Annotated in this window: 12 protein-coding genes; 5 read left to right on the top strand and 7 right to left on the bottom strand. The window is 71.7% G+C overall.

The window, feature by feature from the left end; translation table 11 throughout:
- On the bottom strand, window positions 1-2,569 hold a 2,569-nt coding region (locus tag PROKR_RS26405), incomplete at its 3' end, for an MMPL family transporter (RefSeq protein WP_036969719.1).
- 125 nt (window positions 2,570-2,694) lie between these two features.
- On the opposite strand from PROKR_RS26405, the gene PROKR_RS37080 reads away from it, so the two are divergent.
- A complete protein-coding gene (locus PROKR_RS37080; RefSeq protein ID WP_051433390.1) occupies window positions 2,695-3,390 on the top strand; it encodes a TetR/AcrR family transcriptional regulator in 696 nt (231 codons plus the stop codon).
- Between the two features lies 1 nt (window position 3,391).
- Here PROKR_RS37080 and PROKR_RS26395 read toward each other — a convergent pair whose 3' ends face one another.
- Window positions 3,392-4,387 carry a glycoside hydrolase family 6 protein gene (locus PROKR_RS26395; RefSeq protein ID WP_036969716.1) on the bottom strand — a complete coding sequence of 332 codons (996 nt, stop codon included), beginning with the start codon at window positions 4,385-4,387 and terminating at the stop codon, window positions 3,392-3,394.
- Between the two features lie 187 nt (window positions 4,388-4,574).
- A complete protein-coding gene (pgm, locus tag PROKR_RS26390; protein WP_036969705.1) occupies window positions 4,575-6,260 on the bottom strand; it encodes a phosphoglucomutase (alpha-D-glucose-1,6-bisphosphate-dependent) in 1,686 nt (561 codons plus the stop codon).
- An 87-nt stretch (window positions 6,261-6,347) separates the two neighbouring features.
- On the opposite strand from pgm, the gene PROKR_RS26385 reads away from it, so the two are divergent.
- The gene (locus PROKR_RS26385) at window positions 6,348-6,683 is read left to right on the top strand and encodes a rhodanese-like domain-containing protein (RefSeq protein WP_084800689.1); all 336 of its coding nucleotides are present in this window, start codon (window positions 6,348-6,350) and stop codon (window positions 6,681-6,683) included.
- Between the two features lie 3 nt (window positions 6,684-6,686).
- Here PROKR_RS26385 and PROKR_RS26380 read toward each other — a convergent pair whose 3' ends face one another.
- Both PROKR_RS26380 and PROKR_RS26375 read right to left on the bottom strand, forming a co-directional pair.
- The gene (locus PROKR_RS26380) at window positions 6,687-8,507 is read right to left on the bottom strand and encodes a glycoside hydrolase family 10-like protein (RefSeq protein ID WP_245605976.1); all 1,821 of its coding nucleotides are present in this window, start codon (window positions 8,505-8,507) and stop codon (window positions 6,687-6,689) included.
- 82 nt (window positions 8,508-8,589) lie between these two features.
- On the bottom strand, window positions 8,590-8,901 hold the full coding sequence (locus tag PROKR_RS26375; RefSeq protein ID WP_036969703.1) for a GNAT family N-acetyltransferase: 312 nt from the start codon (window positions 8,899-8,901) through the stop codon (window positions 8,590-8,592).
- A 119-nt stretch (window positions 8,902-9,020) separates the two neighbouring features.
- Between PROKR_RS26375 and PROKR_RS26370 the strand changes: the two genes are divergently transcribed.
- The 3 genes from PROKR_RS26370 (at window position 9,021) to PROKR_RS26360 (ending at window position 12,373) form a co-directional block, all read left to right on the top strand.
- Window positions 9,021-10,238, top strand: coding sequence for an MFS transporter (locus PROKR_RS26370; RefSeq protein WP_036969701.1), 1,218 nt, complete (start codon window positions 9,021-9,023; stop codon window positions 10,236-10,238).
- Window positions 10,239-10,354: 116 nt separating this feature from the next.
- Window positions 10,355-10,819 (top strand): NfeD family protein, encoded by a 465-nt coding sequence (locus PROKR_RS26365; RefSeq protein ID WP_036969694.1) that lies wholly within the window; start codon window positions 10,355-10,357, stop codon window positions 10,817-10,819.
- A gap of 93 nt (window positions 10,820-10,912) precedes the next feature.
- Window positions 10,913-12,373, top strand: a complete 1,461-nt coding sequence (locus PROKR_RS26360; protein WP_036969692.1) for a flotillin family protein — start codon at window positions 10,913-10,915, stop codon at window positions 12,371-12,373.
- Between the two features lie 72 nt (window positions 12,374-12,445).
- Here the strand turns inward: PROKR_RS26360 and PROKR_RS26355 are convergent, their stop codons facing one another.
- Together PROKR_RS26355 and PROKR_RS26350 are read right to left on the bottom strand one after the other, a co-directional pair.
- Complete coding sequence (locus tag PROKR_RS26355) at window positions 12,446-13,753, bottom strand: MFS transporter (RefSeq protein WP_036969686.1); 1,308 nt, start codon at window positions 13,751-13,753, stop codon at window positions 12,446-12,448.
- Between the two features lie 331 nt (window positions 13,754-14,084).
- A partial coding sequence (locus tag PROKR_RS26350; protein WP_036969685.1) for a hypothetical protein occupies window positions 14,085-14,458 on the bottom strand: 374 nt, incomplete at its 5' end.

The following is a 14,458-nucleotide window of genomic DNA, read 5'->3' as shown; positions in this document are numbered from 1 at the left end:
GCGCCCGGCGGACCGCCGCGGCGGGGTGCCCACCCTCGGCCGCCGAGTCGACCACGGCGACCCGGTGCCGCACGGACGAGGCCCGCTCGGGCAGCACCAGCCCGGCGGTCTTGGCCACGCCGCCGGTCAACTTGATCCGGCCGGCGACAGCCAGGAGGAAGGCGCTGACCGGCGCGGTCGCGTCGCCGCGGACGAGCAGCGTGCCGCCGTCGGGCACGCGGACACTCACCGGGCCGACGATCGTGCCGGACGGGCCGTGCACCTCCATGTCCCCTGCCGCGACCGCGTCCGTGGCACCCGGCTCGGGCCAGTCCGCCAGCGACAGCTCGCGGGTCAGCCCCTCACCCTCGACGTCGAACGAGGGCAGCACCCTGTCGAGCCACTTCGGCATGTACCAGGCCTTCTCGCCCAGCAGCGCGAGCACCGCCGGGACGAAGACCATGCGCACCACGAACGCGTCCACGGCCACGCCCACGGCGAGACCGAGCGCGATGGGCTTGAGGTTCATGTCACCGTGCGGCACGAAAGCCACGAAGACCGCGATCATGATGATCGCCGCGGCCGTGACGACCTTGGCCGAGCCCTGGAACCCCGTCGTGATCGCGTGCTTGGCGCTGCCGCCGTGCACGTAGTCCTCGCGCATGCGGGACACGAGGAACACCTCGTAGTCCATGGCGAGGCCGAACAGGATGCCCATGAGCACGATCGGCATGAAGCTGATCACCGGCCCGGTCCGGGTCACGTTCAGCGCCTCGGCGAGGACGCCGTGCTCGAACACGAGCGAGACCACGCCGAAGGCCGCGCCCACCGAGAAGAGGTAGCCGATCGTGGCCTTGATCGGCACCGCGATGGAGCGGAACACCATGGTGAGCAGGATCAGGGAGAGCCCCACGACCACGAAGGCGAACGGCAGCAGCGCGTTGCCGAGCTTGTCCGACACGTCGATGCCGACGGCGGTGAAGCCGGTGACGGACAGGTCCACGCCGTACTCGTCGAGGAAGTGGTCGTGCAGCGAACGGATCTCGCGCACCAGGGCCTCGGTCTCGGCCGAGGTCGGGCCACCCTCGGGCACCACCTGGATGATGCCGGTGTCCGCGGTCTCGTTCGGCGTGGCGAGCGGCACGTCGGCGACGCCCGGCAGGTCGGCGATCTCGTCGCCGACCTGGTCCATGAGCGCCACGGGGTCGGTGCTGGTCACGATCGAACCGGTCACGATGAGCGGGCCGTTGAAGCCGTCGCCGAAGTTCTCGGAGACCAGGTCGTAGGTGATGCGCGCCGGGTCCTCCTTGGCCATCACGCCGGCGTCCGGCAGGGCGAGGCGGAGGTCCAGGGCGGGGTAGCTCAGCGCGCCCATCGCGGCGATGACGAGCACCACGGTCAGTGCCGGGATCTTGGTGACCGCACGCACCCAGCCGGTGAAGAACCGGTTGGGCCTGTGCTCGGGGAGGGCCGCGGCACGCGGGCGGGTCGCCTCGGGGTCGCCGTCCGTCTCGGTGGCGGCAGCAGCGGCAGCCGCCGCCGCGGCACGTCGCTCCTTGCGCGACGGCTTGGGCCGGAGCCGCTCCCCCGCGAAGCCGAGCAGCGCGGGCAGCAGGGTGAGCGAGACCAGCACGGTGACGCCCACCGTGACCGCCGCCGCGACGCCCATGATGGTGAGGAACGGGATGCCCGCGACCCCGAGGCCGACCAGGGCGATCATCACGGTGAGGCCGGCGAACACGACCGCGGAGCCTGCCGTGGCGGTCGACCGCGCGATCGACTCGTGCACGTCGAGGCCCTTGCCGAGCTGCTCGCGATGCCGGGAGACGATGAACAGGGCGTAGTCGATGCCGACCGCCAGGCCCAGCATCACCGCCAGCATCGGCGTGGTCGAGTTGATCGGGCCGAGCACGGTGGCTGCGAACAGGAGCCCCATCGAGGCGCCGACACCGAGCAGCGCGTTCAGCAGCGGGAGCCCGGCGGCCACGAGGGAGCCGAGGGTCAGGACGAGCACCACGAGCGCGACCAGCAGGCCGATGCCCTCGGTCAGCGTCATCTCGGGGAACTTGGAGGAGAAGAGCTGGCCGCCGAGGTGCGCCTCGGCGCCGGCCGGAAGGGCCTGCGCCAGCACGTCCGTCTCGGTGCCCAGCGCGTCCTTGGTCTCGTCGGTGATGGAGCCCTGGTCGCCGTCGAGCTGGATCGTCAGGAGGGTGGCGCGCTCGTCGTCGGAGACCGAGGCGGGCATGAGGTCGTCGTACGGGGAGGTGACCACCTCGACCTGCGAGACGTCCTCGAGGTCCGCGACGCCGTCCTCGATGGCCGTGCGCATCGCGTCGTCGTTGATGGTCCCGCCCTCGGGCGCGACCACGATCACCTGCGCCGAAGCGCCACTGACCTGCGGGAATGTTGCTGCCAGGCGGTCGAGGGCCTCCTGGGACTCGGTGCCCGGGATGGACACCTGGTTGTCGAGACCTTGTTGCAGCAGGCCGGCCGCACCGCCCACCAGGACGAGTGCCACGACCCAGGCGGCTACGACGAACCGGCGGGCACGGACGGCCCAGCGGCCGAGCGAGTAGAGGACGGAGGACACGCACACTCCTGGACGAGGCGGGGACCGATGACGGGACGTTCGATGCACCACTGTATCCGATACACGAGTGCATCCGATACATCAACGTATTGATAGACTGGCCACCCGCCACCTGAGGAGTTGCTGTGAGCACCGAACCCGCCAGCGACGTCGGCTCGGGGTCGTCCGTCGAGCGCGCGTTCGCCACGGCCCTGACCCCCCGACGTGAACGGACGCGCGAGCGTCTGCTCGACGCCGCCTTCACCGTCTTCGCGCAGCACGGCATCCACGGCGCGTCCATCGAGGCCGTGTGCGAGGCCGCCGGGTTCACGCGCGGCGCCTTCTACTCGAACTTCAGCAGCAAGGAGGAGCTGTTCCTCGCGCTCTCCGAGCGGGCGATGCGCCGCGAGCTCGTCGCGCTGGAGTCCGTCACCAGGAACATGGAGCCGGACGTCGTCCACTGCGGCGCCGTGAACCCCGACGCCATCGGGAGAATCCTCTCGGTGCTCGTCCCGGACGCGGGGGACGCCCGGCAGGGCGCGCTGATGCGCGCCGAGCTGGAGCTGCTGGCCATGCGCGACCCCGCCGTGGGGCGGCCGTTCCTCGCGCAGGAGGAGACGCTGCGGACCGAGCTCGGCGCCGCGATCGCGCGGATCCTCGAGGACTTCGGCCTGCGGTTCACGGTGGACCAGCGCACCGCGGTCGACCTGCTGCTCAGTGCCTACGAGTCGTCGGCCCGCGCCGCCGCAGTCGCGAGCCACACGCAGGAGGACGGCGACGCCGCACCCGGCGCCGCCGTCCTGGGCCAGCTGGTCAACCTGCTGGTCACGGCCGCTGACTGAGCTACCAGCTCGCGTTGGCCGCCAGCTCCAGCGCGATCTCCTGCCACCACGCGCCGGCCGCCGGGCCGCCGTTGCACGCACCGTCCGACTCGCCGGGGAGCTTGACCCACAACAGCGCGTCGAGCGCCGTCGCGTCATCGACGAACCGGGGCCGCTCGCCGAGCGCCCGACCGCGCGGGTTGCACCACTCGCCGTTGGAACCGTTGCCGTTGCGGGACGTGTCGATCACGTAGGGACGGCCACCCACCTGGGACGACACCTCCTCCGCATAAGCCTGGGTGGCCGCGGTGGTCTGGTAGTTCGACGTGTTGAGCGCGAACCCGACGGCGTCCGAGAAACCGATGAGCTGCAGCCGTCGCGCGGCCTCCGCCGGGCTCAGCCAGCCCGAGTGCCCGGCGTCGACGTAGACCCGCGCGCCGGCCTCGGTCAGCGAGGCCGCCGCGTACCGCAGGTACCCGACGCGGTCGCCCTGGCCGTCGCAGTCGCCGAGCTGGGCGAGGGCGTCCGGCTCGAGGATCACCACCGGGTTGCCCTCGATGCCGCTCGCCACCGTGTCGACCCACCGCGCGTACTCGCTCTCGGGCACCCCGCCGCCGGAATGGTTGCCGCAGTCGCGCCCCGGGATGGCGTACACGGTCAGCACGCCGGTCGCGCCGGCGTCCGCTGCCCGGCCCGTGTAGTCCACGACCTCGTCGCGGGAGCGGTCGGCGTCCGCCCAGCTGCCCACCCAGTAGGACTGCGGGGTCAGGGCGATCTTCGCCAGCAGGTCCTTGTCGGTCCCGCTCGCCGCCTCCCAGGCCGCGTAGGCCTGGGTGTGCGTGTCCACGTAGAACTCGGACGCCGCGGGCGCCGTCTCGAGGCTGGTCACGCCGAGGCTTGTCACGCCGAGGCTGGTCACCCCCGCGGCGGCGCTCTGCGCCGTCAGGGTCGCGGCGGTCACGAGGGCGAGTGCTGCGGCCAGGGCCGCCGTTCGGGTACGGCGTCGTGCACGGGACATGGCGCTCTCCGTTCGTCCGGGGTCCACGCCCGGCCGGAACGGCCGAGACGTGCCCGCGCGACGTTAGGAAATCGCCGCTCCCGGCAGAACCACCCACATCGTTTAAGTTCCCGGACCTGGCCAGGAACACGAACTGTCAGACGGACAGATCGCCGGAGCGACCCGTCCGTCTGACACGTCGGAGGGGTCAGCTCAGCGCCTCGCCGACCAGCGCCTTCGCGGCGTCCTGCACCTCGCCGAGGTGCTCCGCGGAGACGAACGACTCCGCGTAGATCTTGTACACGTCCTCGGTACCGCTGGGTCGCGCGGCGAACCACGCGTCCGCCGTCGTGACCTTGAGGCCGCCGACCTTCGCGCCGTTGCCAGGCGCCTCGGTGAGCTTGGCCGTGATGTCCTGCCCCGCGAGCGTGGTGGACAAGACGTCGGACGGCGACAGCGCGCCGAGCCGGGCCTTCTCCTCGCGCGACGCGGCGGCGTCGACCCGGGCGTACCAGCTCTGGCCGTAACGCTCGACCAGGTCGGCGTGGTGCTCGGACGGCGACCGGCCCGTGGTCGCCAGGATCTCCGAGGCGAGCAGCGCGAGCAGCAGGCCGTCCTTGTCGGTGGACCAGACGCGGCCGTCCTTGCGCAGGAACGACGCGCCCGCCGACTCCTCGCCGCCGAAGCCGACCTCGCCGGAGAGCAGGCCGGGGACGAACCACTTGAAGCCGACCGGCACCTCCACGAGGCGGCGGTTCAGGCCTGCCGCCACCCGGTCGATCAGCGCGGACGACACGAGTGTCTTGCCGATCGCGGCGTCGGCGGGCCAGCCCGCGCGTGCCCCGCCGTAGAGGTACTCGATCGCCACGGCAAGGAAGTGGTTGGGGTTCATCAGACCGTCGGCCGTCACGATGCCGTGCCGGTCGGAGTCCGCGTCGTTGCCGGTCGCGACGTCGAAGGGGGCCGGGCCGTCGCCGCCGGTCATGCGCTGCACCAGCGACGCCATCGCGTACGGCGAGCTGCAGTCCATGCGGATCTTGCCGTCCCAGTCGAGCGTCATGAAGGCCCAGCGGGGATCGACCCGGGGGTTCACGACGGTGAGGTCGAGGTCGTACCGCTCGGCGATCGCACCCCAGTACTCGACGGACGCACCGCCCAGCGGGTCGGCCCCGATGCGCACCCCGGACGTGCGGATGACCTCCAGGTCGAGCACGTTCGCGAGGTCGTCCACGTACGTGGACAGGAAGTCGTGGCGGTGCGTGGTCTCGGCGGCGAGCGCCTGGTCGAGCTGTACCCGCTCCACCTGGCCGATGCCGGTGCGCAGGATCTCGTTGGCCCGGTCCGCGATCCAGCCGGTCGCGTCGGAGTCGGCGGGCCCACCGTGCGGCGGGTTGTACTTGAAGCCACCGTCGCGCGGCGGGTTGTGCGACGGCGTCACCACGATGCCGTCAGCGAGCCCGGAGCCGGGGGCGCCGACGCCGGGCGTGCCCGCGGCGAACCGCGTCTGGTTGTGCAGCAGGATCGACTGGCTGACGGCGGGCGTCGGCGTCCACGAGTCGCGCGCGTCGACCATGACGTCGACGCCGGCCGCGGCGAGCACCTCGAGCGCCGTCTGCCAGGCGGGCTGGGACAGCGCGTGCGTGTCACGGCCGATGAACAGCGGGCCGTCGGTGCCCTGGCCGCGCCGGTACTCGACGATCGCGGCGGTGATCGCGACGATGTGCGCCTCGTTGAAGGCATGGTCGAGGCTCGATCCCCGGTGACCGGAGGTGCCGAAGACGACCTTCTGGCCAGGGTCTCCGGGGTCCGGGGTGAGGTCGTAGTAGGCCCCGACCACCCGGTCGACGTCGATCAGGTCGCTGGGCTGGGCGGGGGTTCCGGCACGCGCATCCATGCCGAAGATACTGCCAGGTAACGGGCGGGTACGTCGCCGCCCGCGCGCGGGTCGGGCACCCGCGCGTCGCCGTCGTAGGCTGGCGGCATGTTCCCGCCGATGCAGCCCGAGGTCCCCACGCTCCACCCCAGCGAGCTCGACCCGACCGCCCCCGTGCCCGCCGGCTCCGTGCTGCTGGACGTGCGCGAGCAGGACGAGTGGGACGCGGGCCACGCCCCGGGCGCCGTCCACATCCCGCTGGGCGACCTGCCCGCGCGGTACGGCGAGCTCGACGCAGACACGCAGGTCCTGGTCATCTGCCACTCCGGCGGCCGCTCGGCGCGAGCCACGCAGTGGCTCAACGAGGCGGTCGGTTTCGAGGCGACCAACCTCGACGGCGGCATCGTCGCCTGGGCGGGCGCCGGCCTGCCCGTCGAGCGCTGACGCCTACTCGGCGACCCGCGGCTGGCTCGGGTCGGTCTCGTTCCAGACCCGGTCCAGCGCGGTGACGGCGTAGGTGTAGGTCTTGCCGGGCCCCACGGTGGTGTCGAGCCACGACTGCACGCGGCCGGACTCCGCGCGGAACGTGCCCAGCAGGTTGGCGGGATCGTTCGTGTCCACCGTGTCGACGGCCCCGTCCGCGCGGTAGACGGCGAACGACGTCGCCCGCGCGTCCTTGTTGCCGATGTCCGTGAGGTGCAGCCGGACGCCGTCGCGCACCCGGCGCGCCTTGGCGAGCACCGGCGTGACCACGGGGTCGGCCGGCAGGTGCGGCATCGGCGGCACGAGGGCCGGGTGCTGGTAGTGGTCGGCGACCACCTTGCTCATCGCGCCCTGCGGGTCGGCGGGCACGTGCACCGCCGAGTAGTAGGCGTTGCCGTGGATCGGCCCGACGTCGCGGCTGACCTCCCGGCAGAGGTCGAGGTGGTTGGTGAGCTCGTCCGGGTCGGTGAAGACCCCGCTGGTCACCTTGTACAGGGCCTCGCCGATGTAGAGCTGGGTGCCGGACTGCGCGGCGACCTCGGCCCACCACGGCACGAGCGCCGCGTAGTCGGCGATCGCGAGCCCGATCTGCCAGTAGACCTGCGGGTTGACGTAGTCCAGCCAGCCCTCGAGCACCCACTTGCGGGTGTCGGCGTACAGGTCGTCGTACGACTGCTGCCCGGCGGTCTCGGACCCCAGCGGGTCGTTGTCGGCGTTACGCCAGATGCCGAACGGGCTGATCCCGAACTTCACCCAGGGCTTGGTCTCCTTGATCCGCACGCTCATCGACTCGACGAAGCTGTCGACGTTGTGCCGGCGCCAGTCCTCGATCGAGTCGAAGCCCGCGCCGTACAGCTCGTACGTGCCGACGTCGGGCAGCACGTGGCCGTCCACGGGGTACGGGTAGAAGTAGTCGTCGAAGTGCACGCCGTCGATGTCGTAGTTCTCCACCGCGTGCAGGATCGACTGCTTGATGTGCTCCTGCGCCGCGGGGACGCCCGGGTCGAAGTAGAGCCGGCCGTGGTACTCCCAGACCCAGTCGGCGTGCTGCCGGGCGGGGTGCTCGGGGACGAGCTGCGACAGGTCGGTGTCGATCGAGACGCGGTACGGGTTGAACCAGGCGTGCAGCTCGATGTTGCGCTTGTGCGCCTCCTCGACCATGAACGCGAGCGGGTCGTAGCCCGGGTCCTGGCCCTGGGTACCCGTCAGGTACTTGGACCATGGCTCGTACGGGCTGTCGTAGAACGCGTCGGCCGTGGGCCGGACCTGCACGAACACGGCGTTCAGGCGGTTCTCCCCGGCCACGTCGAGCCAGTGCAGGAACTCCGCCTTCTGCGCGCCGGCATCGAGGCCACTGGTGGAGGGCCAGTCGATGTTCGCCACGCTGGCGATCCACATGGCGCGCAGCTCGCGCTTGAGCCCCGTGACGGACGACGGCTCCGGTGTCGCGTTGCCGGTCATCGCCGTCGCACCGAGCGCCGTCGCCGGGTCGAGGGCCGCGATGGTCACGCTGATCGCCGCGGCCGCTGTGCCGGCGGTCGCCATCGTGAGGAACTCACGGCGGCCGATCCCCGACATCACCCCCGCCCGGTCTGCCGTCCTGAGCGACGTGGTGCGCGCATAGGCGGGCAGTTCTGTCGCCTCACGGTGGGCGGGGTGCCTCACGTACTTGACCTCCGGTGCTGGCTGCTGGGGGTTGGTGCCGTGGTGCTCAGTGATGTGGTTGTACCAGGTGCGAAGTTGGCCGGCGCCGATCGGCCACATTGAGGTGACAAACAATGCCACCGGGCGACGCCGTGGGGAAACTCTCGCACATGTCGCGCCGGATGTGAAGTTTGCAGTGTGGATCAGATCTTGAAACTTACTTTCACGCCTCCGAGACCGGCCGCAGCAGCAGGTCGTCGTACTCCGGCGAGTGTTTGCGCACGTAGGCGCGGATGTACGGGCACAGCGGGACGATCTTGTCGCCGGCATCCCGCACCATGCCGAGCGCCGCCCTGGCGAGCTGACCCGCCAGCCCCCGGCCCGCGTACTCGTCGAACACTTCGGTGTGTACGAAGTACACAGTGCCCGGATCGGTGTCGTAGACCGCGAAGCCGGCCAGGGTGCCGTCGACGCGCACCTCGAACCTGGACTCCTCGGGGTTGTCGACCACTGTCACCTGGGGTTCGTCAGTCATGGGGCCCATCGTGCGGCACGTGTCCGCCGGTTGCCAGCCCCGTCCGGCCCGTCCGCACGTGAGCCGGGTCACCGGTGCCGAGCGAGGCTCGTGTCAGTGGCGGGTGCGAGACTCGACCCGTGCCCGAGACCGCCGCTTCACCCCGCTCCAACCCCTACGCGGCAGTGCTCCGCACCCCGGGCGCGCTCCGGTTCTCGGCGGCGGGCGCGCTGGCCCGCCTCCCGATGTCCATGGTCGGGATCGGCGCCGTGCTCATGGTGCAGGGCCTGTACGACAGCTACGCCATGGCGGGCCGGGTCGCAGCCGTGCTGGGCCTGGCCCAGGCGTTCGTCGCGCCGCAGATCGCGCGCTGGGTGGACCGGCGCGGGCAGCGGACGGTGCTGCTGCCGGCCCTGGCCGTGTCGCTCCTCGGCCTGGGCGGCCTGATCACCGCCGCCGTCCTCGGCGCGCCCGAGTGGGTGCTGTGGCTGTTCGCCGCCGTCGCCGGAGCGAGCCAGGGCTCGTACGGCTCGATGGTGCGCGCACGCTGGAACCACGCGCTGGACGACCCGCGCCGCCTGCACACCGCGTACTCGCTGGAGTCGTCGATCGACGAGCTGGTCTACATCGTGGGCCCCGTGCTGGCCACGACGCTCGCGACGGCGGTGGCGGCGCCGTCCGCGCTGGTCGTCGCCGGGGTCGCCGCGCTGGTGGGCGGCCTGCTGTTCGTGGTGCAGCGCGCCACCGAGCCGCCGGTCGTCGCGCCGGACACCGAGGTGCGGCACCGCCCCGTGATCCTGACCCCGGGCATGCCGGTCCTGGTGCTCGTCTTCGTGGCCATGGGCGTGATCTTCGGCTCCATGGAGGTCGTCACGGTCGCGTTCGCCGAGGAGCTCGGCAGCAAGGGCGCCTCCGGCCTCGTGCTGGCGGTGTTCGCGCTGGGCTCGATGGTCGCCGGGCTGGTCTACGGTGCCCGGACCTTCACCAGCCCCGCGGTCCGACGGTTCGTGATCGGCATGGCGGCCCTCGGGCCCGGCGTTTCCCTGTTCCTCCTGGCGCACTCGCTCTGGACCCTGGCGGCGGCGATGTTCGTGGCCGGACTGGCCATCGCACCCACCGTCATCACGGGCAACGGCCTGGTGCAGGACATGGTGGGCCGACACCAGCTCACCGAGGCCCTGACCTGGGTCGGCACGTCGATCGGGATCGGCGCCTCGCTGGGCGCGTCCGTGGCCGGGCTGCGCGTGGACGACGCCGGTGCGGACGCCGGGTTCCTGGTGCCCGTCGCCGCCGCCTGGTTCGCCGCGCTGCTGACACTGGCCGCGAGCCGCACGCTGCGCCGGCAGTCCGCGGCGTAGCAACCACCCGCGAAGGGCTCCGCCTGGCGGAAATTCACCCGTTTAGCCCAGAAATAACAAATTGGCTTCCTGATACGTTAAACCTGACTTCTCACATCTTCACGAACGGACCCGGGATGCTTGTCTTCATCGTCATCGGACTCCTCGGGCTCGGGCTCGCCGTGACGTCTCTCCTGCTCGGCGATTTCCTCGACCTCTTGGACGGCGCCATCTCGGGCACCTCGCTCGGTGCCGGCGGGCTCCTGTTCGGTGCGACCGGGATGCTCGTGCTGTCCTCGGGGCTCGAGCCGTGGGTCGCCTACCCGGCGGGGATCGTCGTCGCCGTCCTGGTCGTCGTGCTGGTGAACGTGCTGATCAAGCGCGTCAGGGCCGGTGAGGACAGCACCCCCGTCTCGCTGGTGGGCACGCAGGGCTCCGTGACGTCCGACGTCGACCGCGGGCACGGCGAGGTCTCGCTCGACGCCGCGAGCGAGCTGGAGACCCGGCTCGCGTTCGCCGACGAGCCGATCGGCCAGGGCACGCGGATCGTCGTCGTGGAGCAGCACGGGGCGCGCGTGAAGGTCGAGCCGGTACTGCACTGAGGGGCCAGCGCCACCGGCCCTCACTCCCCCGAGACCACCTCAGGCCGGGACCGCTCGCGGCCCGGTCTGCTCCAACACACCCCAGGAGCCGACATGGAACTGAACGGTCAGCTGGTCGGCGTCATCGCCGTCGTGGCGGGCGCCCTAGCGATCTTCCTCGTCCTCGCGTTCGTCGCGAGCCGGATCCGGCGTGTGCCGCCGAACGAGGCGCTGATCGTCGTGGGCCGGGGCGCGGGCAAGTCGGAGGCTCAGACCGCGAGCCAGCGCGTCGTCGTCGGCGGACGGGCGTTCGTCTGGCCGGTGCTTCAGCAGGGCTTCTCGATCTCGCTGGAGCAGCGGCAGATCGGTATCACGGTCGAGGGCGTCGACAAGAACCGCATCAAGATCGCGATCAAGGCGTCGATCAACTTCAAGGTGCGCGGTGACGAGGAGGGCGTGCGGCGTGCCGCACAGCGCTTCCTGTCCCAGCAGCACCTGCTGACGGAGATCATCAAGGAGTCCCTGGAGGGCTCGCTGCGGTCGATCGTCGGCGACATGACGATCGAGCAGATCATCTCGGACCGCAAGGGTCTGTCCGACCGCGTGGTGCAGTCGACCAAGACGGACCTCTCGGAGCAGGGTCTCCAGGTCGACCTGCTGAACATCTCCGACATCTCGACGCCGGGATCGGACTACCTCGCGAACCTCGGCCGCGCCGAGGCCGCCAATGCCCGCCAGCTCGCCGAGGTCTCCGAGGCGGAGGCCAACCGCGCCTCCGAGTTCGCCGTGATCGAGGCCGCCGAGCAGATCGCCGAGCGGCAGAAGGCGCTCGACCTCAAGAAGGCCGCCATCAAGGCGGAGACCGACAAGGCGAACGCCGAGGCGGAGGCCGCCGGCCAGCTCGCCCGCGCCGAGCAGGACCGTCTCGTGGCGCAGCAGGAGCGCGAGGCCATGGCCGAGAAGGCGCGCGTGGAGCAGGAGCGCCTCGACATCGAGGTCCGCAAGCCCGCCGAGGCCACGGCGTACGCCGAGGTCCAGAGCGCCAACGCGCGTCGTGACGCCAACAACGCGGCTACCGAGGCCGAGGCGTTCAAGCGCACCACGATCGCCCAGGCGAACAAGACGGCCGCGCTGCAGGACGCCGAGGCGCTGGCCGAGTCGGTCCGCCGCGCCGGTGAGGCCGAGCGCGACAAGCAGGTGGCTCTCGCCGCCGGTATCGAGGCCGAGGGCCGCGCCCGGGCCGCCGCTGTCGAGGCCGAGGGCCTCGCGGAGGCCAAGGCCACCGACGCCAAGGCCGAGGCGCTGCGCAAGTACGGCGAGGCCGCGCTGGTGCAGGAGCTCATCGAGCGCCTGCCCGACATCGTCCGCGCCGCCGCCGAGCCGATCGCCTCGATCCAGGGCATGACCGTGGTCTCGACCGACGGCGCGTCGGCGCTCACCAAGAGCGTGGCGTCCGTGCTCGGCGAGGGGCAGGGCGTCGTCAAGCAGCTCACGGGCGTGGACATCAACCAGCTCATCTCGGGCCTGGCCGCCGCGGGCACCGCGGGCACCGGGGACGCGGCCAGCAAGAACTGATCCACCGGACGTGTGGGGCCCACAGGTCACCCTGGTGACCTGTGGGCCCGACACGTCGAGGCGTCGACCGGGTCAGGGCTCCGGGTGCCGCGCGTCGTAGCGCCAGAACCGCGGTGTCAGCCGGACGATCACCCAGAGCAGCACCACGCAGGTGAGCCCGCCGGCCACGGCCGCCCAGCCCTCGCCGAACCAGGTCGCCTCGGCGCCGAGCACCATCTCGCCGAGGCGCGGGCCGCCGGCCACCACCACGATGAACACGCCCTGCAGCCGCCCGCGCATGTGGTCCGGGGTCGCGGTCTGCAGGATGGACTGCCGGAACACCGACGAGATGCTGTCGGACCCGCCCGCGAAGGCCAGCGCGATGCCGGCCGCGACCACTGCCCACATGATCGCGCCGTCCGGCGAGCCGCGGCCCACCAGCACCAGCACGAGGCCGAACGCGGCGATCGACAGGCCCCACGCCGTGATCGCCCAGACGATGATCTGCCCCTGCTTCCGCATGCGCGTGAGCCCGCCGGAGAACACGCTCGCCACGATGCCGCCGACGGCGAAGGCCGCCGCGAGCACACCCGTCGTCGTCTCGCCCCCGCCCAGGTAGATGACGCCGGCGGCCGGCCACAGCACCCGCGGGAACGACAGGACCATGGCGCAGATGTCGACGAGGAACGTGGTGCGCACATTCGGCTGGGTGGCGAGGTAGCGCAGGCCGTCCAGCACGGACCGCAGCCCGACGGCGCCGCCCACGCGGCTGCGGCCGTTCCCGGCCCCGCCGTCGACACCCTCCGGCAGCACCGGCGGCAGCCGGAACACGGCCCACAGGGCGGCCAGGAAAAGCACCATGTCCAGCGTGTACGCCCAGGCGTAGCCGAGCTGGGCCACGAGCAGCGCGCCGACCAGCGGCCCGCCGGTCAGCGCGACGTTCATCGAGAGCGACGACAGGGCGTTGGCCGCCGGCATGAGCTCCTTGGGCAGCAGCCGCGGGATGATCGCCGAGCGGGCGGGGTTGTTGATCGCGAACGCGGCGCTCTGCACCGCGACCAGGCCGTACAGCAGCTCCACGGACTCGACGTCGAGCCAGGCCTGCGCGGCGATGGCAGCCACGACCAGCCACAGCACCGCCGAGGAGACGAGCGACACCTTGCGCCGGTCGTAGTGGTCCACGAGCGCGCCGCCGTACAGGCCGAGCGCGACCAGCGGGACCAGCGAGAACAGGCCCAGGACGCCGACGGCGAGCGTGGACCCGGTCAGGGCGTAGACCTGCAGGCCTACCGCGACGATGGTCACCTGCGTGCCGATGTTCGAGATCGACAGCCCGAACCAGAGACGCCGGTAGTCCGCCGACACCTTCAGCGGGGTGGTGTCGGCGAGCAGGTTGCGCATGGTGCCCCGATCGTATGCCCGGGCAACGCGGCCGGGCGGCGCCGTCCCGTATGACGTTCACCGCACCGGCCGTGCCCTGACATGACAGAGCGGGCGCCCAGGTCACCCCCCGATGCCCTGAGCTCCCGCTCTGTTCTGTACGGTCCGTGAGCCGGGGCGCCCCCCAGCGGCGCCCCGACACCGGACTCGCGGTCCGCGGGCCGGGACGCCCCCCAGCGGCGTCCCGACCCTACGAACCTCCCGACCCGGACCGGTCGGTCCTCGTCACGAGCCCCTTGACAAGCTCGTCACCAGAACCACGCCCGGGTCGTTGTCGCCCGTCGATCCGTGGTCAGACCACGATCCGACGGCGACGGCTACGGAGCGCCAGGAGTCCCAGCCCCAGAAGGAGCGAGACCAGCGCAAGCTGCCCCGTGATCATGGGGCCCGTCTGGGCGAGGGTCTCGCCCGGTGCGGACACCGGCGTCACCTGCCCGTCGAGCCCGGAGGGTGTGCCGCCGAGGAGGCCTTCGCGCAGGCCGCCCGACAGGATCGTCCCGTCGTTGGCCGTCGGCACGACGACCGCCTTGTCACCCCAGCTGATGTCGACGCCACCGTCCGGGACGCCGTCGCCGGCCACCTGTTCGGACGCCGGTCCGGCGCCCGGCGCGTCGTCCGCGCCGGGGACGACGGCTTCGGCCGCGGAGCCCGCGACAACGCCGACCG

The organism is Promicromonospora kroppenstedtii DSM 19349 (assembly GCF_000515355.1).
Classification (GTDB): Bacteria; Actinomycetota; Actinomycetes; order Actinomycetales; family Cellulomonadaceae; genus Promicromonospora; species Promicromonospora kroppenstedtii.
The sequence above is the reverse complement of the archived record's forward strand: the minus strand, read 5'-3'. Positions and strand labels throughout refer to the sequence as shown.

Bases quoted from the DNA above. Each gene is read 5' to 3' on its own strand.
- pgm (WP_036969705.1), bottom strand. From the start codon at position 6,260: ATGGATGCGCGTGCCGGAACCCCCGCCCAGCCCAGCGACCTGATCGAC.
- PROKR_RS26355 (WP_036969686.1), bottom strand. From the start codon at position 13,753: ATGCGCAACCTGCTCGCCGACACCACCCCGCTGAAGGTGTCGGCGGAC.
- PROKR_RS26375 (WP_036969703.1), bottom strand. From the start codon at position 8,901: ATGACTGACGAACCCCAGGTGACAGTGGTCGACAACCCCGAGGAGTCC.
- PROKR_RS26365 (WP_036969694.1), top strand. From the start codon at position 10,355: ATGCTTGTCTTCATCGTCATCGGACTCCTCGGGCTCGGGCTCGCCGTG.
- PROKR_RS26385 (WP_084800689.1), top strand. From the start codon at position 6,348: ATGTTCCCGCCGATGCAGCCCGAGGTCCCCACGCTCCACCCCAGCGAG.
- PROKR_RS26395 (WP_036969716.1), bottom strand. From the start codon at position 4,387: ATGTCCCGTGCACGACGCCGTACCCGAACGGCGGCCCTGGCCGCAGCA.
- PROKR_RS26360 (WP_036969692.1), top strand. From the start codon at position 10,913: ATGGAACTGAACGGTCAGCTGGTCGGCGTCATCGCCGTCGTGGCGGGC.